At 72.7% G+C, this 26,515-nt stretch carries 22 protein-coding genes and 1 pseudogene; 10 read left to right on the top strand and 13 right to left on the bottom strand.

The genetic code is table 11. The annotated features are described in order from the left end of the window. Positions 1–90: 90 nt before the first annotated feature. The 3 genes from DMH12_RS01180 (at position 91) to DMH12_RS01190 (ending at position 3,281) form a co-directional block, all read left to right on the top strand. Positions 91–1,692 (top strand): SpoIIE family protein phosphatase, encoded by a 1,602-nt coding sequence (locus DMH12_RS01180; RefSeq protein ID WP_399186370.1) that lies wholly within the window; start codon positions 91–93, stop codon positions 1,690–1,692. 94 nt (positions 1,693–1,786) lie between these two features. Next, the gene (locus DMH12_RS01185; RefSeq protein ID WP_125489627.1) at positions 1,787–2,458 is read left to right on the top strand and encodes a CBS domain-containing protein; all 672 of its coding nucleotides are present in this window, start codon (positions 1,787–1,789) and stop codon (positions 2,456–2,458) included. 91 nt (positions 2,459–2,549) lie between these two features. After that, positions 2,550–3,281 carry a TetR/AcrR family transcriptional regulator gene (locus tag DMH12_RS01190; protein WP_125489628.1) on the top strand — a complete coding sequence of 244 codons (732 nt, stop codon included), beginning with the start codon at positions 2,550–2,552 and terminating at the stop codon, positions 3,279–3,281. A gap of 19 nt (positions 3,282–3,300) precedes the next feature. Here DMH12_RS01190 and DMH12_RS01195 read toward each other — a convergent pair whose 3' ends face one another. Next, on the bottom strand, positions 3,301–4,242 hold the full coding sequence (locus DMH12_RS01195; RefSeq protein WP_125489629.1) for a LysR substrate-binding domain-containing protein: 942 nt from the start codon (positions 4,240–4,242) through the stop codon (positions 3,301–3,303). A gap of 84 nt (positions 4,243–4,326) precedes the next feature. Between DMH12_RS01195 and DMH12_RS01200 the strand changes: the two genes are divergently transcribed. Continuing rightward, positions 4,327–5,640, top strand: a complete 1,314-nt coding sequence (locus DMH12_RS01200) for an aspartate aminotransferase family protein (RefSeq protein WP_125489630.1) — start codon at positions 4,327–4,329, stop codon at positions 5,638–5,640. Positions 5,641–5,714: 74 nt separating this feature from the next. Here DMH12_RS01200 and DMH12_RS01205 read toward each other — a convergent pair whose 3' ends face one another. The 3 genes from DMH12_RS01205 to DMH12_RS01215 all read right to left on the bottom strand — a co-directional run bounded on the left by DMH12_RS01205 (position 5,715) and on the right by DMH12_RS01215 (position 9,795). Continuing rightward, positions 5,715–7,934, bottom strand: a complete 2,220-nt coding sequence (locus DMH12_RS01205) for an MMPL family transporter (RefSeq protein ID WP_125489631.1) — start codon at positions 7,932–7,934, stop codon at positions 5,715–5,717. Positions 7,935–8,266: 332 nt separating this feature from the next. Next, positions 8,267–9,367, bottom strand: a complete 1,101-nt coding sequence (locus DMH12_RS01210) for a winged helix DNA-binding domain-containing protein (RefSeq protein WP_125489632.1) — start codon at positions 9,365–9,367, stop codon at positions 8,267–8,269. Beyond that, positions 9,364–9,795, bottom strand: coding sequence for a VOC family protein (locus tag DMH12_RS01215; protein ID WP_185832089.1), 432 nt, complete (start codon positions 9,793–9,795; stop codon positions 9,364–9,366). The genes DMH12_RS01210 and DMH12_RS01215 overlap by 4 nt, the downstream gene beginning before the upstream one ends. A 141-nt stretch (positions 9,796–9,936) precedes the next feature. Between DMH12_RS01215 and DMH12_RS01220 the strand changes: the two genes are divergently transcribed. Next, the gene (locus tag DMH12_RS01220; protein WP_185832090.1) at positions 9,937–10,956 is read left to right on the top strand and encodes a YafY family protein; all 1,020 of its coding nucleotides are present in this window, start codon (positions 9,937–9,939) and stop codon (positions 10,954–10,956) included. A gap of 22 nt (positions 10,957–10,978) precedes the next feature. Here DMH12_RS01220 and DMH12_RS01225 read toward each other — a convergent pair whose 3' ends face one another. The 5 genes and pseudogenes from DMH12_RS01225 to DMH12_RS01245 form a co-directional block, all read right to left on the bottom strand. Then, a complete protein-coding gene (locus tag DMH12_RS01225; RefSeq protein WP_125489722.1) occupies positions 10,979–12,190 on the bottom strand; it encodes a Cmx/CmrA family chloramphenicol efflux MFS transporter in 1,212 nt (403 codons plus the stop codon). 102 nt (positions 12,191–12,292) lie between these two features. After that, entirely contained in the window at positions 12,293–14,596 is a 2,304-nt protein-coding gene (locus DMH12_RS01230) for an FdhF/YdeP family oxidoreductase (protein ID WP_125489635.1), read from the bottom strand. A gap of 46 nt (positions 14,597–14,642) precedes the next feature. Next, a complete protein-coding gene (locus DMH12_RS01235; protein WP_125489636.1) occupies positions 14,643–15,161 on the bottom strand; it encodes an SRPBCC family protein in 519 nt (172 codons plus the stop codon). A 14-nt stretch (positions 15,162–15,175) separates the two neighbouring features. After that, positions 15,176–15,439 (bottom strand): annotated as a pseudogene (locus DMH12_RS01240) (Clp protease N-terminal domain-containing protein); the annotation flags it as partial. A 427-nt stretch (positions 15,440–15,866) separates the two neighbouring features. Beyond that, positions 15,867–16,202, bottom strand: a complete 336-nt coding sequence (locus tag DMH12_RS01245) for a helix-turn-helix transcriptional regulator (protein WP_125489637.1) — start codon at positions 16,200–16,202, stop codon at positions 15,867–15,869. A 170-nt stretch (positions 16,203–16,372) separates the two neighbouring features. Between DMH12_RS01245 and DMH12_RS01250 the strand changes: the two genes are divergently transcribed. After that, on the top strand, positions 16,373–17,515 hold the full coding sequence (locus tag DMH12_RS01250; protein WP_125489638.1) for an FAD-dependent monooxygenase: 1,143 nt from the start codon (positions 16,373–16,375) through the stop codon (positions 17,513–17,515). A 453-nt stretch (positions 17,516–17,968) separates the two neighbouring features. On the opposite strand, the gene DMH12_RS01255 is transcribed toward DMH12_RS01250, so the two are convergent. Further along, positions 17,969–18,619, bottom strand: a complete 651-nt coding sequence (locus tag DMH12_RS01255; protein ID WP_185832091.1) for a CatB-related O-acetyltransferase — start codon at positions 18,617–18,619, stop codon at positions 17,969–17,971. Between the two features lie 134 nt (positions 18,620–18,753). Between DMH12_RS01255 and DMH12_RS01260 the strand changes: the two genes are divergently transcribed. The 3 genes from DMH12_RS01260 (at position 18,754) to DMH12_RS01270 (ending at position 21,195) form a co-directional block, all read left to right on the top strand. Beyond that, positions 18,754–19,962 carry an MFS transporter gene (locus DMH12_RS01260; protein WP_125489639.1) on the top strand — a complete coding sequence of 403 codons (1,209 nt, stop codon included), beginning with the start codon at positions 18,754–18,756 and terminating at the stop codon, positions 19,960–19,962. Positions 19,963–20,045: 83 nt separating this feature from the next. Then, positions 20,046–20,627: a sugar O-acetyltransferase gene (locus DMH12_RS01265; RefSeq protein WP_125489640.1), complete on the top strand. Its 582-nt coding sequence runs from the start codon at positions 20,046–20,048 to the stop codon at positions 20,625–20,627. Positions 20,628–20,637: 10 nt separating this feature from the next. Beyond that, entirely contained in the window at positions 20,638–21,195 is a 558-nt protein-coding gene (locus tag DMH12_RS01270) for a TetR/AcrR family transcriptional regulator (protein WP_125489641.1), read from the top strand. 49 nt (positions 21,196–21,244) lie between these two features. Here the strand turns inward: DMH12_RS01270 and DMH12_RS01275 are convergent, their stop codons facing one another. The 3 genes from DMH12_RS01275 to DMH12_RS01285 all read right to left on the bottom strand — a co-directional run bounded on the left by DMH12_RS01275 (position 21,245) and on the right by DMH12_RS01285 (position 25,329). Continuing rightward, a complete protein-coding gene (locus DMH12_RS01275; RefSeq protein ID WP_125489642.1) occupies positions 21,245–22,543 on the bottom strand; it encodes a YeeE/YedE family protein in 1,299 nt (432 codons plus the stop codon). 264 nt (positions 22,544–22,807) lie between these two features. Continuing rightward, on the bottom strand, positions 22,808–24,709 hold the full coding sequence (gene htpG, locus DMH12_RS01280) for a molecular chaperone HtpG (RefSeq protein WP_125489643.1): 1,902 nt from the start codon (positions 24,707–24,709) through the stop codon (positions 22,808–22,810). An 80-nt stretch (positions 24,710–24,789) separates the two neighbouring features. Then, on the bottom strand, positions 24,790–25,329 hold the full coding sequence (locus tag DMH12_RS01285) for a DUF4303 domain-containing protein (RefSeq protein WP_125489644.1): 540 nt from the start codon (positions 25,327–25,329) through the stop codon (positions 24,790–24,792). A 285-nt stretch (positions 25,330–25,614) separates the two neighbouring features. Here DMH12_RS01285 and DMH12_RS01290 point away from each other — a divergent pair, with 285 nt between their 5' ends. Continuing rightward, positions 25,615–26,487 carry an SGNH/GDSL hydrolase family protein gene (locus DMH12_RS01290; protein WP_125489645.1) on the top strand — a complete coding sequence of 291 codons (873 nt, stop codon included), beginning with the start codon at positions 25,615–25,617 and terminating at the stop codon, positions 26,485–26,487. The last annotated feature ends 28 nt before the right edge of the window (positions 26,488–26,515 follow it).

Genomic DNA, 26,515 nt, shown 5'->3' on the forward strand with positions numbered 1-26,515 from the left:
GTGATGTGGGTGCGTGTCGGGGGTGGGGGACGGTTGTCGCAGGAATGGGTGGACGCAGCGGAAAGAGTGGTCACCGGGTAGCAGTGCGGGATGGTCACCCCGCCCGGACGCCCCACCCCCTCCCCCTTCGAGGCGGCGGCGCTGTCCGCCTTCGTGGACCGCCTGCCGGGCGGGTCCTGCGCGCTGGACCTGCACGGGCGCGTCACCTTCGTCAGCCCGGGCGCGGCCGTACTGCTCGGCGTCGACCGGGCCGGGCTGGTGGGCGCCCTGCCGTGGGAGGCGCTGCCCTGGATGGACGTCCCGCACGTCGAGGACCGCTACCGGGCCGCGCTGGTCAGCCGCCGTCCACAGGCCTTCACCGTGCTGCGGCCGCCGGACACCTGGCTGGCCTTCGAGCTGTACCCGGACGCCACCGGGCTCAGCGTCCGCATCGCCCCGGGCGCACCGGGCGAGGAGGGGCCCGAGGCCCGGTCGGTGCCGGCCGCGGGACCCAGCCGCGCCACCGTGCTCTACCACCTGATGCACCTGGCCTCCACCCTGACCGAGGCCGTGGCCGTGCAGGACGTGGTCGAGCAGACCGCGGACCAGTTGCTTCCGGCGCTCGGCGCCCAGGCCATGGTGGTGATGGCCCCGGAGGACGGCCGGCTGAGGATCGTCGGCCAGCGCGGATTCCGCGCCGAGCTCCTGGAGGAGTACGACGCCGTCCCTCTCGACTCGGCGATTCCCGGTGTCGACGTCATGGCCACCGGTGTCCCGGGGTTCTGGACGACCTTCGACGAACTCCGCGAGGCCTACCCGGCCACCGTGCACGAGGACGGCATGGCCGCGTGGGCGGTACTGCCGCTGATCGCGTCCGGCCGCCCCATCGGGTCCCTGCTCCTCGCCTATGCGCGGCCGCACGTCTTCCCGCCCGGTGAGCGGGCCGCGCTCACCTCGCTCGCGGGGCTGGTCGGCCAGGCCCTGGAGCGCGCCCGTCTCTACGACGCCAAGCACCACCTCGCCCACCGCCTCCAGTCCGCCCTGCTGCCGCACACCCTGCCCACCGTGCCGCGGCTGAACGTCGCCGCCCGCTACCTCCCGGCCGCCAGTGGCCTGGGGGTAGGCGGCGACTTCTACGACCTCATCCGCCTCGACGAGCACACGGCGGGCGCCACCATCGGCGACGTGCAGGGCCACAACGTGGACGCCGCCGCGCTCATGGGGCAGGTCCGCACGGCCGTGCACGCCCACGCCACCGCCGGGGCGCCCCCCGACGACGTACTGGCCCGCACCAACCGGCTGCTCACCGACCTGGATCCCGGCCTGTTCACCAGCTGCGCCTACGTTCATCTCGACCTCGCCACGCACCGCGCCTGCGTGGCTCTGGCCGGTCACCCGCCGCCCCTGATACGCCACGCCGACGGGCGCATGGAGCCCCTGCGGGCGCCTCCCGGCCTGCTGCTCGGCATCGAGCCGGACACCCCCTACTCGTCGCTGGAGTTCCCGCTCCCGCCGGGGAGCGTGCTCGCGCTCTACACGGACGGGCTCGTCGAGGCTCCCGGGGTCGACCTCGACGACGCGATAGCCGCCCTCGCCGGGCTCCTCGAGGCCGGTGACCCGGCCGACCTCGACGAGATGGCCGACATCCTCATACGGCACGCGCCGGCCCCCGAGGACGACATCGCGCTGCTCCTGATCAGTCCCCGTGCCTGAGAGGAGGGCACTCGTGGAGCGGGTGGCACGTTCGCACAGGTAAGAAGGACGGACACCGGTCGACTCGGGCCGGCAGCGGAGGAGAAGACCCTTCATGAAACACCAGAAGGTGCGCGACCTGATGAGCGACGCCGTGATCCGCGTCCAGCACGGCACACCGTTCAAGGAGATCGCCCACCTGCTGCTGGAGTACGACATCACGGCCGTCCCGGTGGTCGACGACGAGAACCGCCCGGTGGGGGTGGTGTCGGAGGCGGACCTCCTCCAGAAGATGTGGGGCTCGGAACCCGACGGTCCCCCCGGGTACGAGGAGTGGTCCCGGGCGGCGGGACCCAAGGCGTCCGCCACCGACGCGGCGGGTCTGATGACCTCTCCGCCGCTGTGTGCGCAGGAGGACTGGAGCGTCGTCGACGCCGCCCGGCTGATGGCGCGGCACGGCATCAAGCGGCTGCTGGTCGTCGACGGCGACGGCCGGCTGATCGGCGTGGTCAGCAGGAGTGACCTGCTGCGGGTCTTCCTGCGCGCGGACCGGGCCATCCGTACCGAGATCATCGAGGAGGCCCTGGTCAAGGCGCTCGGCCTGGCCCCGTCGTCGGTGCAGGTGGACGTGGTCCACGGGCATGTGGTGCTCAGCGGCCGACTGCCGGGCCATGTGTCCGCGCCTGCGCTGGAGGAGCACTGCAGGAGCGTCGACGGCGTCGTCGCCGTGGAGTTCCGGTCGGCCGGGGAGGCCAATGCCGAGGGGACCCCCTCCGCGGGCTCCTGAGCGGACGTCCGGGACCTGGCAGCCCGAGATCCCCCTGACAGTGTTCGAATTCTTGATGTGCCATCAGGTACCGGCGCCGTAGGGTCGCCCCATGCCCACAGAGCGACCCACACCGCCCTCCCCCTCACTGCGCGAGCGGCGCCGTGCCGCGGCGGCCCGGGAGATCCTGGACGCCGCCGAGGAACACATCGGCCTGCACGGACCCGCCGCCCTGTCCCTACGGGCGGTCGCCCGCAGTCTCGGGATGACGGTGCAGGCGCTCTACCACTACTTCCCGAACCGGGACGCCCTCGTGACGGCCCTCGTCGCCAAGGCCTACGACGATCTGGCCGACGCGTTGCAGGCAGCCGCCGACGGCGAAGCCGGGGACCCGTCCACCCCGCGCCTGCTGCTGGTGACGCGGACGTACCGCGACTGGGGCGTCGCCCATCCCGAGCGGTTCCAGCTCCTCTACGGGACGCCGCTCAGGTACTACGCCGCACCGGCCGAGGGACCGACCACCCAGGCCGTCCGCCGCATGGGCGCGATCTTCCAGCGCGAGCTGTTCGACGGCTTCACCACGGCGCAGCTGGCCGCGGCCGAGGTCCCGCCGCTCTCGTCCCCGTTTAAGGAGCGGCTGGCCCTCCTCCCCGCGAACGCCCAGGGGAGTCTGCCGCCCGCCGCGACGTCGCTCTTCCTGAGCGCGTGGGGCCACCTGCACGGCCTGGTCGTCCTGGAGGTGTTCGGGCACACCGGCTTCCTCGGCGGGCATCAGGCCGAGGTCTTCGAATCCTCGGTGCGGATGATGATCGAGGACATTCACCGGCGGATACCCGCCGCGTGACCACGTGGGCGCGCGGCCTTCACGGGCGGTCACCGCGTCGCTCGGGGACGGGTCGCGGGGCGGCGAGGGCGGGGATCTCGGGGTGGTCTCGCAGCGCGGCGATGACCGCGCCGACCGCCGCGCGCCGGGGGGTGCCCCGGCGTACCACGACGACGACGTTGCGGTGCACCGCCGGGCTGAGCCGCCGGGTGAGGACGGCGTGTTCCGGCGTGACGGCCAGGGCGGGCAGCAGGGCGATCGATCCCGTCGTCTCGACGTGCCGCAGCAGCATCAGGTAGTTGCCGAAGCGGCAGGCCACCCGGGGTTCGAACCCCGCCTCCCGGCACAGCCGCAGGGTCAGGTCCGCCATGTACGACTGGGGCCGGTCGCACGCCCAGGTCTCCTCCTCGCAGGCCGCGAGGTTCACCGCCGCGCGGGAGGCCAGCGGGTGGCCCACGGGCAGGACCAGCACGACCGGGTCGCTGCCCAGCGAGACGATGTCGAGGTCCGCGCCCCAGGAGAGGCCGGTGTAGTCGGTGGTGGTGACGATGACGTCGGCCTCGCCCGAGCGCAGTGCGGGGCCGCTCTCGTGCGGCTCCATCTCGACCAGCTCGACGTGCAGGTGCGGGTGCGTGGTGGCCAGGCGGGTCGCCGCCGGGACCGCGAGGCTGTAGATCGCGCTCTGGAACACGCCGAGCCGGACGGTGCCGATCGGCTCGTCGTTCAGAGCCCGCAGTTCCGCCTCGGCCTCGGCCATCCGGTCGAGGATCTCCCGGCCCCGGCGGGCCAGCAGGAGCCCGGCCGGTGTGAGCCGCACCCGCCGCCCGGTCCGCTCGATCAGCCGGCACCGGGTCTCCGTCTCCAGCACCGCCAGCTGCTGGGAGACCGTCGACGCGCTCAGATGCAGTGTGTCGGCGACCGCGCGGACGGTACCGAGCGTGTCCAGCAGGCCGAGGAGATGGAGCCGTCCCGAGTTGAGCACGCCGCGATTGTACGGCGATGGCGTACAGCAGCGTCGAAACTGTGCGATGGACACGCGCAGCGGTGCGTCCCTACCGTCGGCCGCATGCCTTCCGAGACTCCCGGCACCGATCCGGGGCGCCACCTCATCCGCTACTCCGGCCACGCACCGTTCTCGCCGGAGGTCGTCGTCCGGGCCGCGGGCACCTCCGTCTTCACGGAGAGCGGCCGTGAACTGCTCGACTTCACCTCGGGTCAGATGAGTGCCATCCTCGGCCACTCCCACCCGGCGATCGTCTCGACCGTGCGCGAGCAGGTCGCCCACCTCGACCACCTGCACAGCGGCATGCTCAGCCCGCCGGTCGTCGAGCTGGCCCGGCGGCTGGCGGGCACGCTGCCCGAGCCGTTGGACAAGGCGCTGCTCCTGACCACCGGGGCGGAGGCGAACGAGGCCGCCGTGCGGATGGCGAAGCTGGTCACCGGGCGGCACGAGATCGTCTCGTTCGCCCGGTCCTGGCACGGCATGACCCAGGCCGCCGCGAACGCCACCTACAGCGCCGGGCGCAAGGGCTACGGCCCCGCGGCACCCGGCAACTTCGCGCTGCCGGTGCCGGACCGCCACCGCCCCTCCGTCGTAGGCGCGGACGGCGAGCTGGACTGGCGCCGCCAGCTCGACCTGGGCTTCGAGATGATCGACGCCCAGTCGGTCGGGAGTCTCGCGGCGTGCCTGGTCGAGCCGATCCTCTCCTCGGGCGGCGTCGTCGAACTCCCGCCGGGCTATCTCGCCGCGCTGGCGGAGAAGTGCCGGGAGCGCGGCATGCTGCTGATCCTGGACGAGGCCCAGACCGGGCTGTGCCGCACCGGCGACTGGTACGCCTTCCAGCACGACGGCGTGGTGCCGGACATCCTGACGCTGTCCAAGACGCTCGGCGCGGGACTGCCGCTGGCCGCCGTGCTGACCGGCGCGGAGATCGAGCGGCGGGCGCACGAGCGCGGATTCCTGTTCTTCACCACCCACGTCAACGACCCGTTGCCGGCCGCCGTCGGCAACACCGTCCTCGACATCCTGGTGCGCGACCGGCTCGACGAGCGTGCGCGGCGGCTCGGCGGCGTACTACGGGACGGCCTCGACCGGCTCGCCGAGCGGCACAAGGTGGTCGGCGACGTCCGCGGCCGGGGGCTGCTGCTCGGCATGGAACTGGTCGGGGACGACGTGCTCGGTGAGGGCGGAGCCGACCGGCTGGGCGCCGCCGTCACCCGGCGCTGCTACGAGCTGGGGCTGCACATGAACATCGTCCAACTCCCGGGCATGGGCGGGATCTTCCGCATCGCGCCGCCGCTGACGGCGAGCGACGGGGAGATCGCCCGCGGGGTGGCCGTCCTCGACGAGGCGCTCACCGACGCCGCCCGCGACCTCTGAGGCGACGCGTGCGGCCCCGGTGCCCGGACGTCCGGGCACCGGGGCCGCACGCGTGATGCGCGGGGCGCGCGGGGTCAGACCCCGGCCGTCTCCGGCTCGCGCGCGGGCTCCGCGGGCGGCGGTGTGTCGCCCAGCTCCTTGTGCAGCTTCTCGCCCTCCACGTCGACGTTCGGCAGGAGGCGGTCCAGCCACTTGGGCAGCCACCACGCCTTGGTGCCGAGCAGGGCGAGCACCGCGGGCACGATGGCCATGCGGACCACGAAGGCGTCGAAGAGCACGGCGACGGCGAGGCCGAAGCCCATCATCTTGATCATGTCGTCGTTCTCCATGATGAAGCCGGAGAAGACGCTGATCATGATGATCGCGGCCGCCGCGACCACCCGGCCGCCGTGGGTGAAGCCGGTGGTGACGGAGTCGGCGGCGGACGATCCGTGGACGTACGCCTCCCGCATGCGGGTCACGAGGAAGACCTCGTAGTCCATGGCGAGTCCGAAGACCACGCCGATCATGAAGATGGGCATCATCGACATGATCGGGCCGGGCTGGTCCACCCCGAAGACGTCCGCGAGCCAGCCCCACTGGAAGACAGCGACCACCGCGCCGAGCGCCGCGGCGACCGACAGCAGGAAGCCCAGGGCGGCCTTGAGCGGGACGAGGACCGAGCGGAACACCAGCATCAGCAGCAGGAAGGCGAGTCCGACGACCAGCGCCAGGTACGGGATCAGCGCGTCGTCCAGGGTCTGGGAGAAGTCGATCGTCATCGCGGTCGCGCCGGTGACGAGCATGATGCCGCCGGTGTCGGCCTCGATGTCGCCGGAGAGCGAGCGGATGTCCCGGACCAGCGATTCGGTGGCGGCGTCGCTCGGACCGGTCTTGGGCACCACGGTGAGGACGGCGGTGTCGCCCTGCTCGTTGAACCTGGCCGGAGTGACGGCAGCTGCCTCGCCGAGGCCGGTGATCCGTTCGCGGACGCTGTCGACGGCGGCCTGCGGGTCGTCGGCCTCCCTGGCGTCGTAGGTCACCATCAACGGACCGTTGAATCCGGCACCGAAGGAGTCGGACAGCATGTCGTAGGCCTTGCGCTGCGTGGTGTCCGGTGCCGAGCTGCCCTCGTCGGGCAGGCCCAGCTCCATGCCGGCGGCCGGCACGGCGATCACGCCGAGGCCGAGGACCGCGGTCAGCAGCACGGTCACCGGACGCCGCAGCACGAACCGGGCCCAGCGGGTGCCGAGCTTGGGCTTGGCGGGGGCGGTCCGCTCCGTGGCGGCCGCCTTGCGGTCCTTGCGGCTGAGCGCCTTGCGGCCGGCGAAGCCGAGCAGCGCCGGGGTGAGGGTGAGCGCGATCAGTACGGCGATGCCGACGGTGCCGGCGGCGGCCAGGCCCATCTTCGTGAGGATCGGGATGTTGACCACCGCGAGGCCGGCCAGGGCCACGACGACGGTGAGTCCGGCGAAGACCACGGCGGAACCCGCGGTGCCGACGGCGCGTCCCGCGGCGTCCTCGGGGGTGCGGCCCTCGGCGATCTCCGCGCGGTAGCGGGAGACGATGAACAGGGCGTAGTCGATGGCGACCGCGAGGCCGATCATCATGGCCAGGGTGGAGGTGGTGGCGGAGAGTTCCAGCGTGCTGCCGAGCGCTCCGATGGCGGAGATGCCGATCCCGACCCCGATGATCGCCGAGAGCAGCGGCATGCCGGCCGCGACCAGTGAGCCGAAGGTCAGCAGGAGCACGACCGCGGCGACGCCGATGCCGATCAGTTCGGCGGTGCCGCCCATCTCCTGCTCGGCCATGACCGCGTCGCCGCCGGTCTCGACGGTGAACCCGCCCTCGCGCGCGTCGTCGGTGGCGTTGGTGAGCGCGTCCCGGGCCTCGTCGGTCAGCTCCATGGCGTTGACCTTGTAGGTCACGGAGGCGTACGCCGTGGTGCCGTCCTCGCTGACGGCGTTCGCCTTGAACGGGTCGTCGACCGAGGCGACCTGCGGGCCGTCCCCGAGAGCGGTGACCAGTTCCTCGACCTGGGCCTTGCCGGCCGGGCCGGATATCTTCTCGCCGTCGGGGGCGCGGATCACGACCCGGGCGGTGGCGCCCTCGGCACTGGCGGCCGGGAACTGCTCGTCGAGCAGGTCGAACGCCTTCTGCGACTCGGTGCCGGGCATGGAGAAGGAGTCTTCGGGCGGGGCGGGCGCGGTGGACGCCGCGACACCGGCGCCCACGAGTATGGCCACCCACAGCAGGGCGACGAGGCCGCGGCGCCGGAACGCCCTTCGGCCGAGTCGATAGAGAAACGTAGCCACCTGAGACCAATCCGTCGGGTTACGAGCAGGACGAAGACCCGGCACATGGGGGGAAGGCCGAGGCGCTGACCGGGGTACTCATCCATGCTCGCCCGTGGATTTTCGGAATTGATCCGACCCTGGGGCTGGACCGGCGTACTGCGGCGGGTGTAGTGCTCCGCCGTTCTCCTCTCCCCCGGGTGTAGATCGCGGTGATCCGTGTACGCCGCATTCCGTTGCCGCGGGCAGCCGAAGTCCGTGACCATCGAGGTGGCGGCGGCGGTTGACCTTGACCTCGGGGGAGGCGGCCACAGCACCGGTGGGGCCGGAGCGCGGCACCGGCCGCCCGCCGCTCAGTGCGGTGCCGCGCCGACGCGGACCCGGTCGCCGTCCCCGTCGGAGAGGAAGGCCGCCAGGGCCCGTCCCTCCTCGGCGACCTCCGCGCGGTCCGTCCGGGAGAGGCGGCGCAGCGGGGTGACGCCCACCGTGCCGTCCTCGACGGTCCAGGTCGCCGAGACCCGGCCGTCGACCAGGACGACGCGGGCTCCGGCGACGGACAGGCCCCGGTGCTCGTCGTCGATGATCCGGCTCCGGTCCTGGTAGCCGAGGATCACGTTGTCGAACGCCGGCAGGAACCGCACCGGGGCGGGGGTGCCTGGATCGGGGCGCGGGGCATCGGGGAGGTCCAGCAGCTCCCGGCCCCGTTCGTCGCGGAAGGCCACCAGCTCCCCGCGTACGGCGGCGACCGCGGCCGGCAGTCCGGCGAGGCCGCACCAGGCGCGCAGGTCCGCCGAGGCGGCGGGGCCGAATGCGGCGAGGTAGCGCCGTACCAGCGTCTCCCCGACCGGGTCGGTGCCCGGCGGGGCCGGCGGGTCGGCGTCACGGCCCAGCCAGGCGGTGAACGGGGCGTTGCGCACGCCCGCCCGGGTGCGCCACAGTCCCCGCGGGGGCAGCTGCACCATCGGGATCAGCGCGGCGACCAGCATCTCCCCCAGGGCCCGGGGTCCCGGTTCCGGCCAGCGGTCGGCGAGCGCCCGCGCCAGGTCACCCATCGAACGGGGCTCGCCGTCGGACATCACGGCCCGCCCCGCCGCCGCCAGCTCGGCCAGGTCGACCCCTTCGAGTTCGCGGCGGTAGGTGCCGAGGACTCGGCCGCGCAGCATGGCGTCGTGGCGGGGCCGCCAGGCAAGGGCGTCCTCGGCGGTGACGAGGTGGACGGTGCGCCGCATGAGGTGGGTGCGCACCACCCGACGCCCGGTCAGCAGGTCGGAGAGCACCGCGGGCCGGAAGCCCCGCAGTCGCGACCAGAGCCCCACGAACGGTTCCTGCGGCTCCTGCGCCTGGAGGCCGCCGAGGTGCGCGACGGTGTCCAGGACCGGGGCGTCCGCACGGTCGAGCAGCAGTTGCCTGGCGAGGGTCGCGCGGCCCAGTGCCCGGGCGTCGAGCACGCTCACGCCTGGTACTCGCCCACGACGTCCAGGACCCAGGTGACGCCGAAGCGGTCGCGCAGCATGCCGTAGAGCGGCGCCCACTCGGCGGGGGCCAGGGGCCGCAGCACGGTCGCGCCCTCGGCCAGCTTCTCCCAGTACGCGCCGATCTCGTCGGCACCGTCGGGGCCGTCGCCCCGGAGCGAGACGAAGAAGGCGTTCTCGCCCCGGTTCCACGGCAGGCCGGAGGGCACGTCGTAGGCCATCACGCACGGGCCGTCGGCGGTGGACACCTGGCCCCACATCACCTGGTCCGCCTCGGCGGGGTCCTGGACGCTCCCGGCGTCCTTGTACGTCACCACGGCCATGTCGCCGCGGAACGCGGAGGCGTAGAAGGTGAGGGCCTCACGGGCGTCACCCCGGAAGTTGAGGTGGGTCACTGCTCTGACGGACACGATGGGCTCCTCGCCTGTCGCGGACACGGTCGGACACCCCACGCCGGTGGGCCGCCCAGGGGCCCGTTCGGACCCCGTGCCTCCCACTCTGAAGAACATAGCGGTCAGGTTGTGGCCGCTACCTGCGGCAGCATGGCGGACATGCAGAAGACCTCGGCCCGGCTGCTCTCACTGCTCTCGCTGCTCCAGGCGCGCCGGGACTGGCCGGGCGCGCTGCTGGCGGAGCGGCTGGACATCAGCCCGCGCACCCTGCGCCGCGACGTGGACCGGCTCCGTGAGCTGGGCTACCCCGTCAGGGCGGTCAAGGGCCCCGACGGCGGCTACCGGCTGGACGCCGGCACGCATCTGCCTCCGCTGCTGTTCGACGACGAACAGGCGGTCGCGCTCGTCGTCGCCCTGCGCACCGCCGCCGTCACAGGGGCCGGCATCGAGGAGGGTGCGGCACGCGCCCTGAACACCCTGCGCCAGATCATGCCCGAGCGGTTGCGGCACCGGATCGACGCCTTCGAGGTCACGGCCGTCGAGCGGTCCGCGACCGGGCCGGATCCCCGGGCGGGCACCGGGGTCCTGCTCGCGATCGGCGCCGCCGTGCGGGCCCGGGAGGTGCTGCGCTTCGACCACACCCCGGCGTACCCGGCCCACCCCGCGGACGCCGAGGACGCCTTGGTGCCGCCGCGCCGGGTGGAGCCCCACCACCTCGTCGTCCGCGGTGGCCGCTGGTACCTGGTCGCCTGGGACCTCGACCGGGAGGACTGGCGCGTCTTCCGTGCCGACCGGATCACCCCGCGGACGCCCACCGGTCCCCGCTTCACACCGAGGCGCCTGCCCGGCGACGACGTGGCCGCGTTCCTGACGGGCAGATTCCGGGGTTTGGAGACCTCCCCCGAGTGGCCCTGCCGAGGAGAGGCCGTCCTCCGCCTGCCCGCCTCCGCCGTGGTCCCGCACGTCGCCGAGGGCACCGTGGAGGAACTCGGCCCGGACCGCTGCCGGGTCAGCCTGGGATCATGGTCGTGGCCCGCCCTCGCAGCCGCGTTCAGCGCCTTCGACGCGGACGTCGAGGCCGTCGGTCCGCCTGCGCTGAGGGCAGCCTTCGCCCGCCTCGCCGACCGCTGCGCACGGGCCGCGGACGACCCGGCGGTCCCACGGGACGGGGACCCCTAGTCCGCCCGGCGGGCGAGGCGGGTCACGCCCGCTGCCGGCCCGGCTCCGCGCCCGCGGGCTCGGCGGCCGCGGAGCCCGCCACGATGCGCGACCTGCTGTGCAGGCGCAGCGAGACGGCGACGAAGCCGATCGCGACGACGGTCATGGCCGCGCCCGCCCAGGCGGTGGCGGCGTATCCGAAGTCGGCGTCGATCACGGTGCCGCCGAGCCAGGGGCCGCCGGTGTTGCCGAGGTTGAACGCGGCGGTGGTGGTCGCGCCCGCGAGGGTGGGCGCGGCGCCGGCGACGTTGAACATGCGGGCGTTGAGGGCCGGCGCCGTGTAGAACGCGGAGACGCCGAGCAGCAGCGAGAGGACGATCACGGCGGCCGGGCTGGACGCGAACAGGGCCAGCGCGGCCAGCAGTACGGTCGAGGCGGTGATGCCGGAGAGCAGGACGCCGAACAGGTGCGCGTCGGCGACCCGGCCGCCGATGGTGGTGCCGATCAGCGCGCCGGCCCCGAACAGCGCCAGCACGGTGGGCACCCACCCCTCCGCGAGCCCGGCCACGTCGGTGAGCAGCGGCGACAGGTAGGAGAAGGCGCAGAACACGCCGCCGGCGGCGAGCGCGGTCACCACGATCGACAGCCAGACCTGGCGGTCCCGGTAGATCGCCAGCTCGCCCTTGAGCCGGGGGCGGCGCTCGGGCAGCGGGATGCGCGGGATGAGGGTCACCACACCGACGAGGGCGACGGCGGAGGCGGCGCCGACCGCCCAGAACGCGGACCGCCATCCGAGGTGTTCGCCGAGGAAGGCGCCCGCGGGGACGCCGAGGACGTTGGCGATCGACAGTCCGCCGATCATCACGGCCATCGCGCGGGCCCGGCTGGTGACCGGCACCATCGCGATGGCGACGGCCGCGCCCACGGCCCAGAAACCGGCGCAGGCGAGCGCGCTGACCACCCGGGAGACGAACAGGATCTCGTACGACGTCGCGAGCGCGCCGGCGACCTGGCCGAGGCCGAACACCGAGATCAGCGCGATCAGCGTGGTCTTCCGGGGTAGCCGCAGGGTCGCGACCGCGAGCAGCGGCGCGCCGACCACCATGCCGATCGCGAACGCCGATATCAGCAGACCGGCCTGCGGGATCGACACGTCCATGTCGTCGGCGATGGGCGGCAGCAGCCCGGAGAGCATGAACTCGCTGGTGCCGAGCGCGAAGACGGAGAGGCCGAGGATGTAGACGGCGAGCGGCATGCGGGCGGCCGCGGTCCGTGGGGAAGATACGGGCATGACAGGTGCCAACGAAGCGGTCGATCATGTCATTCCCGCACGGGCGGCCGTCTCAGCATGCGGCGGTCAGCTCCCCGTGGGCGCCGCCCGTTCCAGTCTGACCAGGACCGCCTTGGAGGTGGGCTGGTTGCTGATGTCGGCCACGCTGTCCAACGGGACGAGGACCTGGGTCTCCGGGTAGTACGCGGCGGCGGAGCCGCGGGCCGTCGGGTACGGGACCACCTCGAACCCCTCGGCGCGGCGCTCGGCGTCGTCGTGCCAGACGCTCACCAGGTCGACCCGGTCCTTCTCGGCCAGACCGAGGGCGGTCAGGTCCGCCGGGTTGACGAGCACCACGCGGCGGCTGCCGTGGATGCCCCGGTAGCGATCGTCGGGCGTGTAGGGGACGGTGTTCCACTGGTCGTGGGAGCGCAGGGTCTGCAGCAGCAGGTGGCCCTCGGGCACGTACGGCATGTGGCAGGCGTTGACGGTGAAGCGTGCCTTGCCGGTCTCGGTGCGGAACACGCCCTCGTTGACCGGGTTCGGCAGCCTGATGCCGCCGGGGCGCGCCACGCGCCGGTTGAAGTCGTGCAGGCCCGGCACGATCCGGGAGATCCGGTCGCGGACGGCACCGTAGTCGGCCTCGAACTCCTCCCACGGCAGGCCGGCGCGGCTCTCGTCGAGGGTGCGGCGGGCGAGCCGGCACAGGATGGCGACCTCGCTGAGCAGCAGCGGGGACGCGGGCTTCAGCCGTCCCCGGGAGGTGTGCACCTCGCTCATCGAGTTCTCCACGGTGACGAACTGCTCACCGCCGGCCTGGTGGTCGCGTTCGGTCCGGCCGAGGGTCGGCAGGATGAGCGCGGTATCGCCGCAGACCGCGTGGGACCGGTTGAGCTTGGTGGAGATGTGGGCGGTCAGGCGGCAGCGCCGCATCGCGTCCTCGGTGACCGCGCTGTCCGGGGCGGCTCGGACGAAGTTGCCGGCGACGCCCAGGAAGACCTTGACGCGGCCCTCGCGCATCGCCCTGATGGTGTTCACCGAGTCCAGGCCGTGGGCGCGCGGCGGGTCGAAGCCGAACTCGTCGCGCAGGGCGTCGAGGAAGGAGCCGGGCATCCGCTCCCAGATGCCCATGGTGCGGTCGCCCTGGACGTTGCTGTGACCGCGCACCGGGCAGGCGCCGGTGCCGGCCCGGCCGAGGTTGCCGCGCAGCAGCAGGAAGTTGACGATCTCCCGGATGGTGGGAACGGCGTGCTTGTGCTGGGTGACGCCCATCGCCCAGCAGACGACGACGCGTTCGCTGCGCAGGACGTCGTCGCGGACGTCCTCGATCTCGCCGCGGGTCAGCCCGGTCGCGGTGAGCACGTCCGCCCAGGAGACGCCGCGCGCGTGCTCGGCGAACTCCTCGAAGCCGCTGGTGCTGTCGCGGATGAAGTCGTGGTCGAGGACTTCGCCCGGCCGGGCGTCCTCGGCCTCCAGGAGCAGTCGGTTCAGCGCCTGGAAGAGGGCCAGGTCGCCGCCGGCACGGATGTGCAGGAAGCGGTCTGCGATCTCGACGCCGCGTCCGATCACCCCGCTCGCCTTCTGCGGGTTCTTGAACCGCAGCAGTCCGGCCTCGGGCAGCGGGTTCACGGCGACGACGCGGGCGCCGTTGCGTTTCGCCTCCTCCAGCGCGGACAGCTGCCGTGGGTGGTTGGTGCCGGGGTTCTGCCCCACCAGGAAGATCAGATCGGCGTGGTGGAGGTCCTGGAGGCCGACCGTGCCCTTGCCGGTGCCGAGGGTCTCGTGCAGGGCGAAGCCGCTGGACTCGTGGCACATGTTGGAGCAGTCGGGCAGGTTGTTGGTGCCGAAGGCGCGGGCGAACAGCTGGAGGACGAAGGCGGCTTCGTTGCTGACCCGGCCCGAGGTGTAGAAGACCGCCTCGTCGGGGGTGCCGAGCGTTTTCAGCTCGTCGGCCAGCAGGCCGAGGGCGTCGAACCAGCTGATCGGCTCGTAGTGGTCGGAGCCGGGCCGCTTGACCATCGGCTCGGTGAGCCGTCCCTGCTGGTTCAGCCACAGGTCGGAGCGCCCTGCCAGGTCGGAGACGGGGTGTTCGCGGAAGAACCCGGCGGTGATCCGCCGGGTCGTCGCCTCGTCGTTGATGTGCTTGGCGCCGTTCTCGCAGTACTCGTTGCGGTGCCGGTGGCCCGGGGCGGGATCCGCCCAGGCGCAGCCCGGGCAGTCGATGCCGCCGACCTGGTTCATCGTCAGCAGGTCCACCGCGGTCTCCCGGGGGCCGGCCTGCTCCAGGGAGTACTCCAGTGCGTGCACCACGGCGGGGACGCCCGCGGCCCACGTCTTGGGAGCCGTGACCTTCAGGTCGTCCCTGGGGTCTTCCCTGGGGGGCTTCTTCATCCGAGGACCGCCTCTCGTTCCCTGTTCGTCCTGTGCCCTACGACGTTCAGCCCACCGGCCAGCCCGCGACCCGGCTCCTGGGCGGTTCCGGCTCCTGCGGCCGGACCTGGCCGCCCCGGATGGTTCCCCGCCAGCCCCCGCCGGCCTGTCCGTGGCCTTCGATGAACGTGCCGAAGTTCGCCAGCTCCCGGCGCACCACCCGGCGCGTCGCCCCGGGCACGGCGGCGAGCAGGCCGAGGGGACCGCGCGGCTCGATCCACAGGCGCACCGTGATGGCCGTACGTCCGTCCCCGGCGGCCCGGAACCGCACCTCGCCCCGGTGGCGGGGCCGGCGCCCGAGTCCGCGCCAGACGAGGTGCGAGTCGGGCACCTGCTCGACGATCTCGGTGGCGAACTCGCGGCGCACCGGCCCGCGGCCGACGACCCACAGGATCAGGGCGGGCCTGACCTGCTCGACCCGGAGCACCGTGGCCGTGAACCTCGGGAAGCTCTTGAACTGGGTCCACTGGTCGTAGGCGGCCCGCACCGGTACCGCGACCTCGATCGTCTCCTCGACGTCGGTCATGCCTGGTCCGCCTTCCCGGCCCCGGCGAGCAGGCCGCGGGCCGGCTCGACCTGGGTGGCCGCCCACAGCAGGTGCTCGGTGTCCAGGTCGGACGTTCCGTCCTCCAGGGCCCGCCGTCCGGCCAGGTTGGGCAGTTCCCGGGACGACTCGGTCGGCAGCCGGCCGATCGGCACGCGCTGGACCGCCGGCGGCGACGAGGCGGGGGACCTACCGAAGAAGCGGTTCAGCAGCTCACTGAACGGATCGGACGAGCCGAAACCGAACGACGACATCGACATGACAGCTCCCGGGGCGGTGGCGCGACCACTCCACCGAAACCCGATGCCGGTGGCTCCGCAAACGGAGCGGCGGCGCCGAGGGCCGGCGCCCACGGTCAGGGGGTGACGCGTTGCGGCTGACGACCACTCCTGCAGCAGTGATCGTCGACGCCCCCGCGCGCCCCCGGGCGCTCGAAGAGGCCCCGCGCGGCCGTCGCCCACGACCGGCTGGCGAGAGGGATCGCCACGCGGGAGGCCGAGCACCCCGGAAGGGTGCTGTCCGCGTCACCCACCGGGAAAGTCTCCGCGGCGAGGCCGAGGGCGACGTGCCGCACACGGTGCGCATGCTCAGCCCGGACAACGGTGCTCGGACACCTGCGAGCCGGGCGCGAGCTGGATTGGGTCGAGCTCGCGGCTCAGGACCGGACCGGGCCCCCCTCCGGCGTGCTCAGCGAGGAGCGGTATCGGCCGGGGGGCCTGCTCCCAGGAGCGCGAGGAGCCCGGGGAATCTCTTCTCGATGTCCGCGCGTCGTAGTCTGACGCCCTTGCGGTTGCCGTAGTCGATCTCGTCAATGAGACCTGCCTCGCGCAGGACCCGGAAGTGGTGGGTCTGGGTCTGCTTCGAGATCGGAAGACCGAACGAGTTGCAGCCCCGCTCGCTGTCGCTGCGGTCGGTGGCCAACTCCGTCATCACCGAACGACGGTGCTCGTCGGCGAGGGCACGGAACACCGCACCCAGATCGAGCGCATCGGCCTCCGGGCCGTCCAGGTTCCTCCCGGCCACGCGGCACCTCCTTCAAGTACGACTTGCATCGTACCTGAAGGGCATGCTTCCCTAAGGTACGAAATTGATCGTACCTGGGTCCGGTTGCACCGCCCCGTGCCGCCGCCCCCTCAGACCCGGCCCGGCATTCGCCGGGGACCTGGTCATCGACACTCCGAGAGGTCATCGTCATGAAGAAGCCCGAGGTGCTGATAGTCGGTGCCGGAATCGCAGGGCCCGCACTCGCGTACTGGCTCTCCCGGAACGGCTACCGGCCGACGGTCGTCGAACATGCCCGGCAGCTGCGCTCCGGTGGTAGCGCGATCGTCGTGAAGGGGCCCGCGATCCCGGTCGCCGAGCGCATGGGCATCCTCCCGCAGCTCCGCGAGCTCGCCACCCGCAATCGGTCGCTGACCCTGCTCGACCCCGGCGGCAGGCGCATCCTGCAACTCGCGCTCACCTCGGACAAGGCGCCGACGGTCGAGGTGACCCGAGCCGACCTGTCCGAGGTGCTCCACCGGTCGGCGCAGACCGAGGCCGAGTTCTTGTTCGACGACACGGTCACCGCTCTCGATCAGGATGAACGCGGGGTGGACGTCACCTTCCGGCGGTCCGCGCCACGGCGCTTCGACCTGGTAGTCGGTGCCGACGGGATGCACTCCACCGTTCGGCGCCTGGTATTCGGCCCCGAGCGGCAGTTCGCGAACGACCTGGGCCTGTACGGCGCGACCGTCCCGCTGGAACCCGACGCCGTCGAGGACCCGACCGAGATGACGATGCTGACCGTGCCGAACCGGATGCTGGTCCTCCACCCCTCGCGGACCACCCCGCTCGCGATCTTCACCTTCCGGGCCGCGCAGCCGGCGCCCCACGACCGCAAGAACATCGCCCTTCACAAGCAGACCGTGGCCGACGCCTACGCCGACGTGCGGTGGCGGGCACCGGAACTCGTGGCAGCCTTCCTCAACCATCCGGCTCCGTACTTCGACCCCCTGACCACCGTCCGAGTGCCCTCGTGGTCCCGCGGACGGGTCGTACTGCTCGGGGACGCGGCGGCGGCGACGGCCCTGCTGGGTGACGGGTCCAGCATGGCGATGGCGGGCGCGCACGCCCTCGCAGAGGAGCTCGCCGCCCATCCTGGTGATCACGCCCGCGCCTTCGCCGCCTACGAGTCGCGGCTCCGCCGTGCGGTAGGCCCGCGGCAGCGACGCGTCGGTCTCCTCTCCAGGCTCATGGTGCCCCGCACCCGGCCGGGCCTCGCGGTGCGCAACGCGGTGGGCCGCGCGGTCGGTCGCACGAACCGGGTCACCTCTCGCGAAGCCGCGAACCGGTAGACCGGGTCCGCGCCGACCGGTGACCGGTCGGCGCGCAGCTCCACGGTAGCTCTCAGCCGGATCGGCGCCGCCATGTCCGACGAGCCCGTCGGAGTGGCAGGTCATCGCCGATGCGGCGGGTCGACTGCTGTCGGCCTCACCCACCGTTCCCGGCGCTCGCCACGACACGGGGACTGCCGGTGACTACGCCCCCGCGACGCGGAGGTGAAGTGCTGGGCGGACAAGGCGTATCAAGGCGACGACGGCATCATCCCGGTGCCCTTCCGCGGCCTGCGTCTCAAGCTGCGGCGACGTCGGTACAACAGCACCCACGCCAGGTTCCGCTGCCTCGGCGAGCAAGCCGCGGCCGCCCTGAAGGGCTGGTGCCTCCCGCGGAAACTCCGCTGTGGCACCGACCGGGTCACCGCCAACGTGAAGACCGAGGTGACCGACGCGGTGAGCTGGTGCGCGCGGTCATCCACGCCCGTCGCGCGGAGCCGCCGCCTCCAGGTCCTCGATGGTGCCGGACATGATCGTCCGGACGTGCTCGGTGATGAGCGAGGCGGGCCAGTCCCACCAGGCCACCGCGAGGAGCCGGGCCACGTCCTCGTCGCTGAAGCGGGTGCGCACCAGCCGGGCCGGGTTGCCGCCGACGATGCCGTAGTCGGGCACGTCCCGGGTGACCACGGAGCCCGCGCCGACGATCGCGCCGTGGCCGATGCGGACCCCGGGCATGACGGTGGAGCCGTGGCCGAACCAGACGTCGTTGCCGACGACGGTGTCCCCCCGGCCGGGCAGGCCGGTGAGCAGGTCGAAGTGCTCGGACCAGGAGCCGCCCATGCTGGGGAAGGGGAAGGTCGAGGGGCCGTCCATCCGGTGGTTGGCGCCGTTCATGAGGAACCGGGTGCCGGTGCCCAGCGCGCAGAACCGGCCGATCACGAGCTTCTCCGGACCGTAGTGGTAGAGCACGTTGCGGGTCTCGAAGGCCGTCGCGTCGTCGGGGTCGTCGTAGTAGGAGTACTCCCCCACCTCGATGAGCGGGGACTTCACCAGCGGCCTGAGAAGCACCACTCGCGGGTGCTCGGGCATCGGGTGGAGCACCGTCGGGTCTGCGGGCACGGGCATGGCGGTGGGTTCCTCACGGTCGGGCCGGCACGGAGCCCCATGATCGCCGCGACGGCGTCGGCACGACATCGGTTTTTCGGCAGGGACCGAGAGCAGAGTGTACGTTCGTACGCTTGCGCCTGTAGGCTCCGCGCATGACTGTCGACGTACTGCGCCGGGCCACGCCGGCCGACCGGCGGGCCCGGGTGGCCGTCGCCGTGCTCTTCTTCACCAACGGGGCGCTGTTCGCCAACCTGCTGCCGCGCTATCCGCAGATCAAGGCGGACCTCGGGATCGGCAACGCCGCCTACGGGCTGGCCGTGGCCGCGTTCCCGGCGGGCGCGATCGCGGCCGGACTCGCGGCCGGGATACTCGTCCGCCGGTTCGGCTCGGCGCGGGTGGCGGTCGGCGGCACGCTGCTGACCGGCGTGGGGATCCTGGCCGCCGGACTGGCGGAGTCGGTCGTGGTGTTCGCCGGGGCGCTGTTCCTGGCAGGCGCGATGGACGCGTTCACCGACGTCGCGCAGAACGCGCACGGCCTGCGGGTACAGCGGCGCTACGGACGCTCCATCATCAACTCCTTCCACGCCATCTGGTCCATCGGCGCCGTCACCGGCGGTTCCATGGCCGCCGGCGCGATCGCGCTCGGCGTGCCCCGGGGCCAGCATCTGTTCTTCTCCGGCGTGGTGTTCGCGGTGGCGGCCTGTGTGGCGCTGCGGTTCTGCCTGCCGGGCCCGGAGACCGAGGCGGCCGAGGAGGAGGACGGCGGGGACGGCGCGCGGCGGACTGCGCCGGCCCCGGCCACGGGCGCGCGGATCCGCTACGTGCTGGCGGCGCTCGTCCTCATCGCCACGGCCGGCACCCTGGTCGAGGACGCGGGCAGTTCGTGGGCCACCCTCTACCTCTCCGACTCGCTGCACGCGTCGGTGGCGCTGGCCGCCTCCGGCTATGTCGCCCTGGTCGGGGCGCAGTTCGTCGGCCGGCTCATCGGGGACCGGCTCGTGGACCGGTTCGGCCAGCGCGCCGTGGCCCGCTCCGGCGCGCTGATCGCCGCGGTCGGCATGGGGCTGGCGCTGGCCGTGCCCACGGTGCCCGGGACGGTGCTCGGGTTCGCCGCGGCCGGTTTCGGGGTGGCGACGCTGGTCCCGGCGGCGATGCACGAGGCCGACGAACTGCCCGGCCTGAAGCCCGGTTCGGGGCTGACGATCGTCTCCTGGCTGATGCGCCTGGGCTTCCTGCTCTCCCCGCCGGTCGTGGGCCTGGTCGCCGACGCGACGAGCCTGCGGGTGGGGCTGCTGGTCGTGCCGCTCGCCGGACTCCTGGTGCTGCTGCTCGCCGGAGTGCTCCAGCCCCGGCGCCGCTGAGCGGTACCTCCGTACGGGTCGGTCTCGGGGCTCCGGACGCACGGGAGTGTACGTTCGTACGCTTCAGGGGTACGATCGTGCGCATGCCGACGGACCACTTCGCGGGCGACTCCCGCACGAACCTCGAACGCATGCAGGCGGGCGACCTCTACATCGCCGACGACCCGGAGATCGCCCGCAGGCAGCAGGAGGCCGTACGGCTGGCCGCCCGCTACCAGGCGGCGTACGCGGAGGACGCCACGGCCGCGCGGCCGGTCCTCGCCGAGCTGCTGGGCTCACTGGGCGCCGAGGCGCACGTGCGGCCCCCGCTGTACGTCGACTACGGCAGCAACATCACGATCGGCGCGCGCACCTTCGTCAACTACAACCTCACCGCGCTGGACGTCGCGGCGATCACCATCGGGGAGGACTGCCAGATCGGCCCGAACGTGCAGTTGCTCACCCCCACCCACCCGCTGGAGCCGGGCCCCCGGCGGGACAAGCTCGAGGCGGCGCTGCCCATCACCATCGGCGACAACGTCTGGCTGGGCGGCGGTGCCATCGTGCTGCCCGGCGTGACCATTGGGGACAACTCCGTCATCGGCGCGGGCGCGGTCGTCACCAAGGACGTGCCCGCGAACGTCGTCGCCGTCGGCAACCCTGCCCGGCCGGTGCGGAACGTGTAAGCCTGCTCCCATGGCAACCGGACACACGGACCCGCAGCGCCGCGAGCGCATCATCGCCGCCACCCTCGACCTGATCGCCGAGGAGGGCATCGCCCGCGTCTCCCACCGGAAGATCGCGACGCGCGCGGGGGTCCCCCTGGGCTCGATGACGTACCACTTCAGCGGCATCGAGGAGCTGCTCCGGGAGGCGTTCAGTCGTTTCACGGACCACATCGTCGCCGTCTTCGACGCGTATCTCGGCGCCGCGGCCGACCGCGACGAGGCCCGCGCGGCGGTGGCCGACCTGGTGCACGAGCTGTCGGAGGGAAGCCAGCGGGACCTGATCCTCACCCAGGAGCTGTACACGCTCGCCGCGCGGCAGCCTGCCTACCGGGAGCTGACCCACGAGTGGATGCGGCGCAGCCGGGTGCACCTGGAGAAGCACTTCGACCCGGACACGGCCCGCCAGCTCGACGCGCTGATCGAGGGCCTGACACTGCACCGCGCCCTGGCCCGCGAGCCGCACGGACGCGCCCTCACCCTGGAGGCCGTCGCCCGCGTCACCACCACGGACCGGCGCACCCCCTAGCCGCCCGTGCGGCACGGGCCTGACCCCTGTGCCGCACGGGCCTTACCGTTCAGCAGACGCCGTCGCCCGGCTTGGGGTTGCCCAGGCCGAACAGGGGGCGCAGCTTCAGACCCACCCAGGTGCCCGCCAGGGCGAAGGCGCCCCAGAGCCAGCCGCTGAGGCTGCCCGAGGCGATGCCCGCCAGGTAGGCGCCGATGTTGCAGCCGCCGGCCAGCCGGGCGCCGATGCCCATCAGCAGGCCGCCGAGCACCGCGGCGAGAGCCGTGCGCCAGGGGATGCCCCGGTGCAGCGCCCAGGTGCCGCCGACCGCCGCGGCGACAGCGGCGCCGATCATGATGCCGATGTCGGTGAGGCTGGTCTTGTCGGCGAGGACCGGGCCCGCGAGCATCTCGGCGTTGCCGGGCTGCCGCCACCAGGTCCAGTTCTCCGGGTGTCCGCCGAGCGCGCCCACCAGTTCCGAGCCCCACAGGCTGAAGGCGCTGGTGACGCCCCAGGCGCCGCCGGAGACCAGCAGGACGCCCGCGCCGAGCACCGCCAGGACGAGGGCACCGGCGGCCAGCGGCCAGGAGCCCCGGACGGCCCGCAGGGCGGCGCCGCGTGCCGAGGGCACGGTTCCGAGGGGCGGCGGATTGCGGCGGGCCTGTATGCGACGGGTGACCAGGACCACGAGGAGCAGCGCCCCGACGGTCACGGCCCAGGAACCGAGCCAGCCGACGTGGTCGGAGAGCACGACGGGCTCCCAGGCCGGCAGGTCCTTCCACAGGTCGAACTGCCAGGCCGCCAGGGTGGCGCCCGCGACGAAGCCGCCGAGGGTCAGCACGATCGACGTCTGTCCCGAGCCGACGGCGAAGAGGGTGCCCGAGGCGCAGGCGCCGCCGAGCTGCATGCCGATCGCGAAGAGCGCCGAGCCGGCGAACAGGCCGACGCCGATCGGGCCGGCGGACGGGGCCGGCTGGGAGCCGAACAGTCCGGTCCCGGTGCCGATGAGCAGGGCGAACAGGGTGGCCGTGGTGCCGAGCAGCAGGGCGTGGGCGCGCAGCCCGGCTCCGTTGCCGACGGCGACCAGCTGCCGCCAGGCCGACGTGAAGCCGAACCGGGAGTGGAAGAGGGCCACGCCCAGACCGAGGCCCAGCAGGAGCAGCACGCCGGGCTTGGCGCCGTGCGCGGACCACACGTAGGCCGTCAGGGCGGCGGCGAGCAGCCCGGACACCACGAGGGGCGTTCGCCTTACCGGCGGCAGGGGCGGCGCCTCGGGCCGGGCGGAGGAGGTGGGAGCGGGGGCGAAGAGGGAGGTGGACGCGCGCGGCGGCGCGGCCGGGGGCGACCCGGCAGGGGGTGCGGTGGTCACGGAAGATCTCCGGTGTGGTGCACGGGGACGGCGGGCGGGCTGGCGGAGGCGGCGCGGATCGTCCGGCCGGTCCGGTCTCAGCGGCGACAGAGGCCGTCGTCGACGCACCACGCCGAGCACGCGAAGAGCGCGAGGCACAGCAGCGGAGCCGAGGCAGACATGCGTGCGAATATACGGACCGGGGCCCTCCGGATGCCATGCCGTCTCGCCATGCGGATGGCGGGGGGGGCGGGCGCGCCGGAGCGCCCCGGTCCGCGTGCGCCGCTAGACGGTGCGCTCCAGGCGGTCCGCCATCAGCTGCACGAAGCGGGCGGGTTCCTTCGGCCGGCCGCCCTCGGCCAGCACCGCGAGGGTGTGCAGCAGTTCCGCGGTCTCGGTGAGTTCCGTACGGTCCTGCCGGTCGGCGTAGGCCCGGTTGAGGGTCTTCACCAGCTGGTGCTCGGGGTTGAGCTCCAGGATCCGCTTGGCCTCGGGGACCTCCTGGCCCATCGCCCGGTACATGTTCTCCAGAGCGGGGGTGAGTTCGCCCGAGTCGGAGACGACGCAGGCCGGCGAGACCGTCAGCCGGGAGGAGAGGCGGACCTCCTTGACGTCCTCGCCCAGGTGCTCCGTCATCCAGCCGAGCAGCCCGGCGTACTCCTCGCCCTGCTTCTCCTTCTCGGCCCCGCTCTTCTCCTCCTCGGTGCCGGACAGGTCGATGTCGCCCTTGGCGACCGAGCGCAGCGCCTTGCCCTCGTACTCCCCCACCGCGTCGACCCAGACCTCGTCGACGGGGTCGGTGAGCAGCAGGACCTCGACGCCCTTGGCCCGGAACGCCTCCATGTGCGGGGAGTTCTCGATGGCCCGCCGGGACTCGCCCGTCATGAAGTAGATGTCGTCCTGGCCGTCCTTCATCCGCTCCACGTAGCTCTTCAGCGTGGTCGGCGCGTCGGCGTCGTGCGTGGTCGCGAACGAGCAGGCGGCGAGGATCGCGTCCCGGTTCTCGGAGTCGGTGACCAGCCCCTCCTTCAGCACCGCGCCGAACTCCCGCCAGAACGTGGCGTAGCGGTCCGGCGCGGAGGTGCCGAGGTCCTTGACGGTGGCGAGGATCTTCTTGGTCAGCCGCCGCTGGATCATGCGGATGTGGCGGTCCTGCTGGAGGATCTCGCGCGAGACGTTGAGGGAGAGGTCCTGCGCGTCGACGACGCCCTTGACGAAGCGGAGGTAGGGCGGCAGCAGTTCCTCGCAGTCCTCCATGATGAAGACGCGCTTCACATAGAGCTGGACGCCGCGCTGGTAGCCCCGGGTGGACAGGTCGTGGGGGGCGTGCGACGGGATGAAGAGGAGGGCCTGGTACTCGAAGGTGCCCTCGGCCTGGAGCCGGATCGTCTCCAGCGGGTCCCGCCAGTCGTGGCCGATGTGCTTGTACAGCTCGTGGTACTCCTCGTCGGAGACCTCGTCGCGCGGGCGCGCCCACAGGGCCTTCATCGAGTTGAGCGTCTCGGGCTCGCGGTCCTCGGCGGCGTCCTCGCCCGGCTCCGGCAGCAGGCGGACCGGCCAGGTGATGAAGTCCGAGTACCGCTTGACGATCTCCCTGATCTTCCAGGCGGAGGTGTAGTCGTGGAGCTGGTCGTCGGAGTCGGCCGGCTTGAGGTGCAGGGTGACGGCGGTCCCCTGCGGGGCCTCGTCGAGCCGCTCCAGGGTGTACGTGCCCTCGCCGCGCGAGGTCCACAGGGTGCCCTGGGTCTCTCCGGCGTGCCGGGTCACGAGGGTGACCTCGTCCGCGACCATGAAGCCCGAGTAGAAGCCGACGCCGAACTGGCCGATCAGCCCGTCGGCCCCGGCGGTGTCCTGGGCGTCGCGCAGCTCCTGGAGGAACTTGGCGGTGCCCGAGTTGGCGATGGTGCCGATCAGCTGGGTGACCTCGTCGTAGGACATGCCGATGCCGTTGTCCCGCACGGTCAGCGTGCGGGCGTCCTTGTCGATCTCCAACTCGACGTGCAGGTCGCTCACGTCGGCGCCGGGGGCGTCGTCGCGCAGCACGGCGAGGCGCAGCTTGTCCAGCGCGTCCGAGGCGTTGGAGACGAGCTCGCGCAGGAAGACATCCTTGTTCGAGTAGACGGAGTGAATCATCAGCTGGAGCAGCTGACGTGCCTCTACCTGGAACTCAAACGTTTCGGTCGTCATGGCTGGTGAGTACCTCACAGGTCCGTCGTGCCACTGGCGGAAGTCACTCTAGAACAGCGCGGGGGCCGTGTCGGGACCGCTCACACGTCCTCCGCCACGGCGGCCTCCCCGCGCCACTCCGTCAGGGCCTGGGGCGGGTTCAGCCGCAGCACCCGCTCGTCGTTGCCCGCTTCGGAGGGCACCTCGACGGTGACGACGACGGAGTGACGGTCGGAACCGGTGCCGAAGAGCCCTTCGGCGTCCAGCCGGGCCACGGCCGTCTCCATCGCCCGCAGCCGCAGGTCGAATTCCGCGTCCGCCTCGTCGTCGGGCAGGTCGAACAACTCGCCACGGGCCTCGAAGAGGGGGCGTACGGGCTCCAGGTGCCGTTCGCCGTAGCAGCAGAACGGGGAGTCGGCGTACGACCACTTGAGGTGGGTCGGCGCGCAGCCCTGCCGTGCCGCCTCCGCCGCCAGAGCCTCGACGGACCAGGCGGACAGCGCCGGACCGTAGGCCTCGCCGGAGGTCACCAGGGTGAAGTAGTAGAACCGGTCGCCGGGGTGTTCCCGGAAGAGGTCGAGGAGGGCGGCGCGGGCCGCGCGGTGGACGGCGTCGGCGAGTTCGGCCTCGGTGGGCGGCATGGGGGCGGCTCCCGGTGCGTGCGAAGGGCGGCGGTGGGTCGTGGCTCCGGGGAGCGTAACGACCCGCACCGACAGCGGCCCCGCGCGGTCAGCCACGGCGGGCCCGGCTCACGGCGCCGGAGCGGGAACGTGCCTCCGTGCCCGGCTGAGGTGGGGCAGGACGCGCTGGGGCCGCTGCAATAAGTCCCGTCAACAACGTTGACTTGGAGTCAGCGGCCCTGCACATTACTTAAAAGTAAAACCGACCAGTAACCAACGGCCGCCGCACTCCAGAAGAGAGAGCACATGCCGAAGCCTGCCCTGCGTCGTGTCATGGCCGCGACAGCTGCCGCCGCCGGTGTGCTGGCCCTGGGCGTCACGGACGCCACGGCGCACGCCACCACCACCCTCGACTACGTCGCCCTCGGCGACAGCTACAGCGCCGGCTCGGGAGTCCTGCCGGTCGACCCCACCAACCTGCTCTGTCTGCGCTCGACGGCGAACTACCCCCACGTCATCGCGGATGCGACCGGCGCCCGCCTCAAGGACGTCACCTGCGGAGCCGCCCAGACCTCCCACTTCACCCAGGCCCAGTACCCCGGTGTCGCCCCGCAGGTGAACGCGCTGAGCGCCGGCACGGACCTGGTCACCCTGACCATCGGCGGCAACGACAACAGCACGTTCATCAACGCCATCACGGCCTGCGGCTCCGCGGGCGTCCTCAGCGGCGGCAAGGGCAGCCCCTGCAAGGACAAGCACGGCACGTCCTTCGACGACCAGATCGAGAACAACACCTACCCCGCGCTCAAGGCCGCCCTGCGTGCCGTCATGGAGGCGGCGCCCAACGCCCGGGTCGCCGCCCTGGGGTACCCCTGGATCACACCGGCCGCCGCCGACCCGTCCTGCTTCGTGAAGCTGCCGATCGCCGCCGGGGACGTGCCCTACCTGCGGGGCATCCAGGCCCACCTCAACGACGTGGTCGAGCGCGCCGCCGAGGAGACCGGCGCGGCCTTCGTGGACTTCGCCGGGGTCTCCGAGGGCCACGACGCGTGCCAGGCCCCCGGCACCCGGTGGATCGAGCCGCTCCTCTTCGGCCACAGCCTCGTCCCCGTGCACCCCAACGCGCTCGGTGAGCGCCGGATGGCCGAGCACACCATGGACGCCCTGGGCCTGGGCTGATTCCACCTGCGCCCCGCGTACGCTGGGC

This window comes from Streptomyces sp. WAC 04229 (assembly GCF_003947455.1).
In the GTDB taxonomy this organism is placed as follows: domain Bacteria; phylum Actinomycetota; class Actinomycetes; order Streptomycetales; family Streptomycetaceae; genus Streptomyces.

Excerpts from the sequence above, each read along its gene's own strand:
- DMH12_RS01180 (WP_399186370.1), top strand. The coding sequence starts at position 91 with ATGGTCACCCCGCCCGGACGCCCCACCCCCTCCCCCTTCGAGGCGGCG.
- DMH12_RS01185 (WP_125489627.1), top strand. The coding sequence starts at position 1,787 with ATGAAACACCAGAAGGTGCGCGACCTGATGAGCGACGCCGTGATCCGC.
- DMH12_RS01190 (WP_125489628.1), top strand. The coding sequence starts at position 2,550 with ATGCCCACAGAGCGACCCACACCGCCCTCCCCCTCACTGCGCGAGCGG.
- DMH12_RS01200 (WP_125489630.1), top strand. The coding sequence starts at position 4,327 with ATGCCTTCCGAGACTCCCGGCACCGATCCGGGGCGCCACCTCATCCGC.
- DMH12_RS01220 (WP_185832090.1), top strand. The coding sequence starts at position 9,937 with ATGCAGAAGACCTCGGCCCGGCTGCTCTCACTGCTCTCGCTGCTCCAG.
- DMH12_RS01225 (WP_125489722.1), bottom strand. The coding sequence starts at position 12,190 with ATGCCGCTCGCCGTCTACATCCTCGGCCTCTCCGTCTTCGCGCTCGGC.
- DMH12_RS01230 (WP_125489635.1), bottom strand. The coding sequence starts at position 14,596 with ATGAAGAAGCCCCCCAGGGAAGACCCCAGGGACGACCTGAAGGTCACG.
- DMH12_RS01235 (WP_125489636.1), bottom strand. The coding sequence starts at position 15,161 with ATGACCGACGTCGAGGAGACGATCGAGGTCGCGGTACCGGTGCGGGCC.
- DMH12_RS01250 (WP_125489638.1), top strand. The coding sequence starts at position 16,373 with ATGAAGAAGCCCGAGGTGCTGATAGTCGGTGCCGGAATCGCAGGGCCC.
- DMH12_RS01255 (WP_185832091.1), bottom strand. The coding sequence starts at position 18,619 with ATGCCCGTGCCCGCAGACCCGACGGTGCTCCACCCGATGCCCGAGCAC.
- DMH12_RS01260 (WP_125489639.1), top strand. The coding sequence starts at position 18,754 with ATGACTGTCGACGTACTGCGCCGGGCCACGCCGGCCGACCGGCGGGCC.
- DMH12_RS01265 (WP_125489640.1), top strand. The coding sequence starts at position 20,046 with ATGCCGACGGACCACTTCGCGGGCGACTCCCGCACGAACCTCGAACGC.
- DMH12_RS01270 (WP_125489641.1), top strand. The coding sequence starts at position 20,638 with ATGGCAACCGGACACACGGACCCGCAGCGCCGCGAGCGCATCATCGCC.
- htpG (WP_125489643.1), bottom strand. The coding sequence starts at position 24,709 with ATGACGACCGAAACGTTTGAGTTCCAGGTAGAGGCACGTCAGCTGCTC.
- DMH12_RS01285 (WP_125489644.1), bottom strand. The coding sequence starts at position 25,329 with ATGCCGCCCACCGAGGCCGAACTCGCCGACGCCGTCCACCGCGCGGCC.
- DMH12_RS01290 (WP_125489645.1), top strand. The coding sequence starts at position 25,615 with ATGCCGAAGCCTGCCCTGCGTCGTGTCATGGCCGCGACAGCTGCCGCC.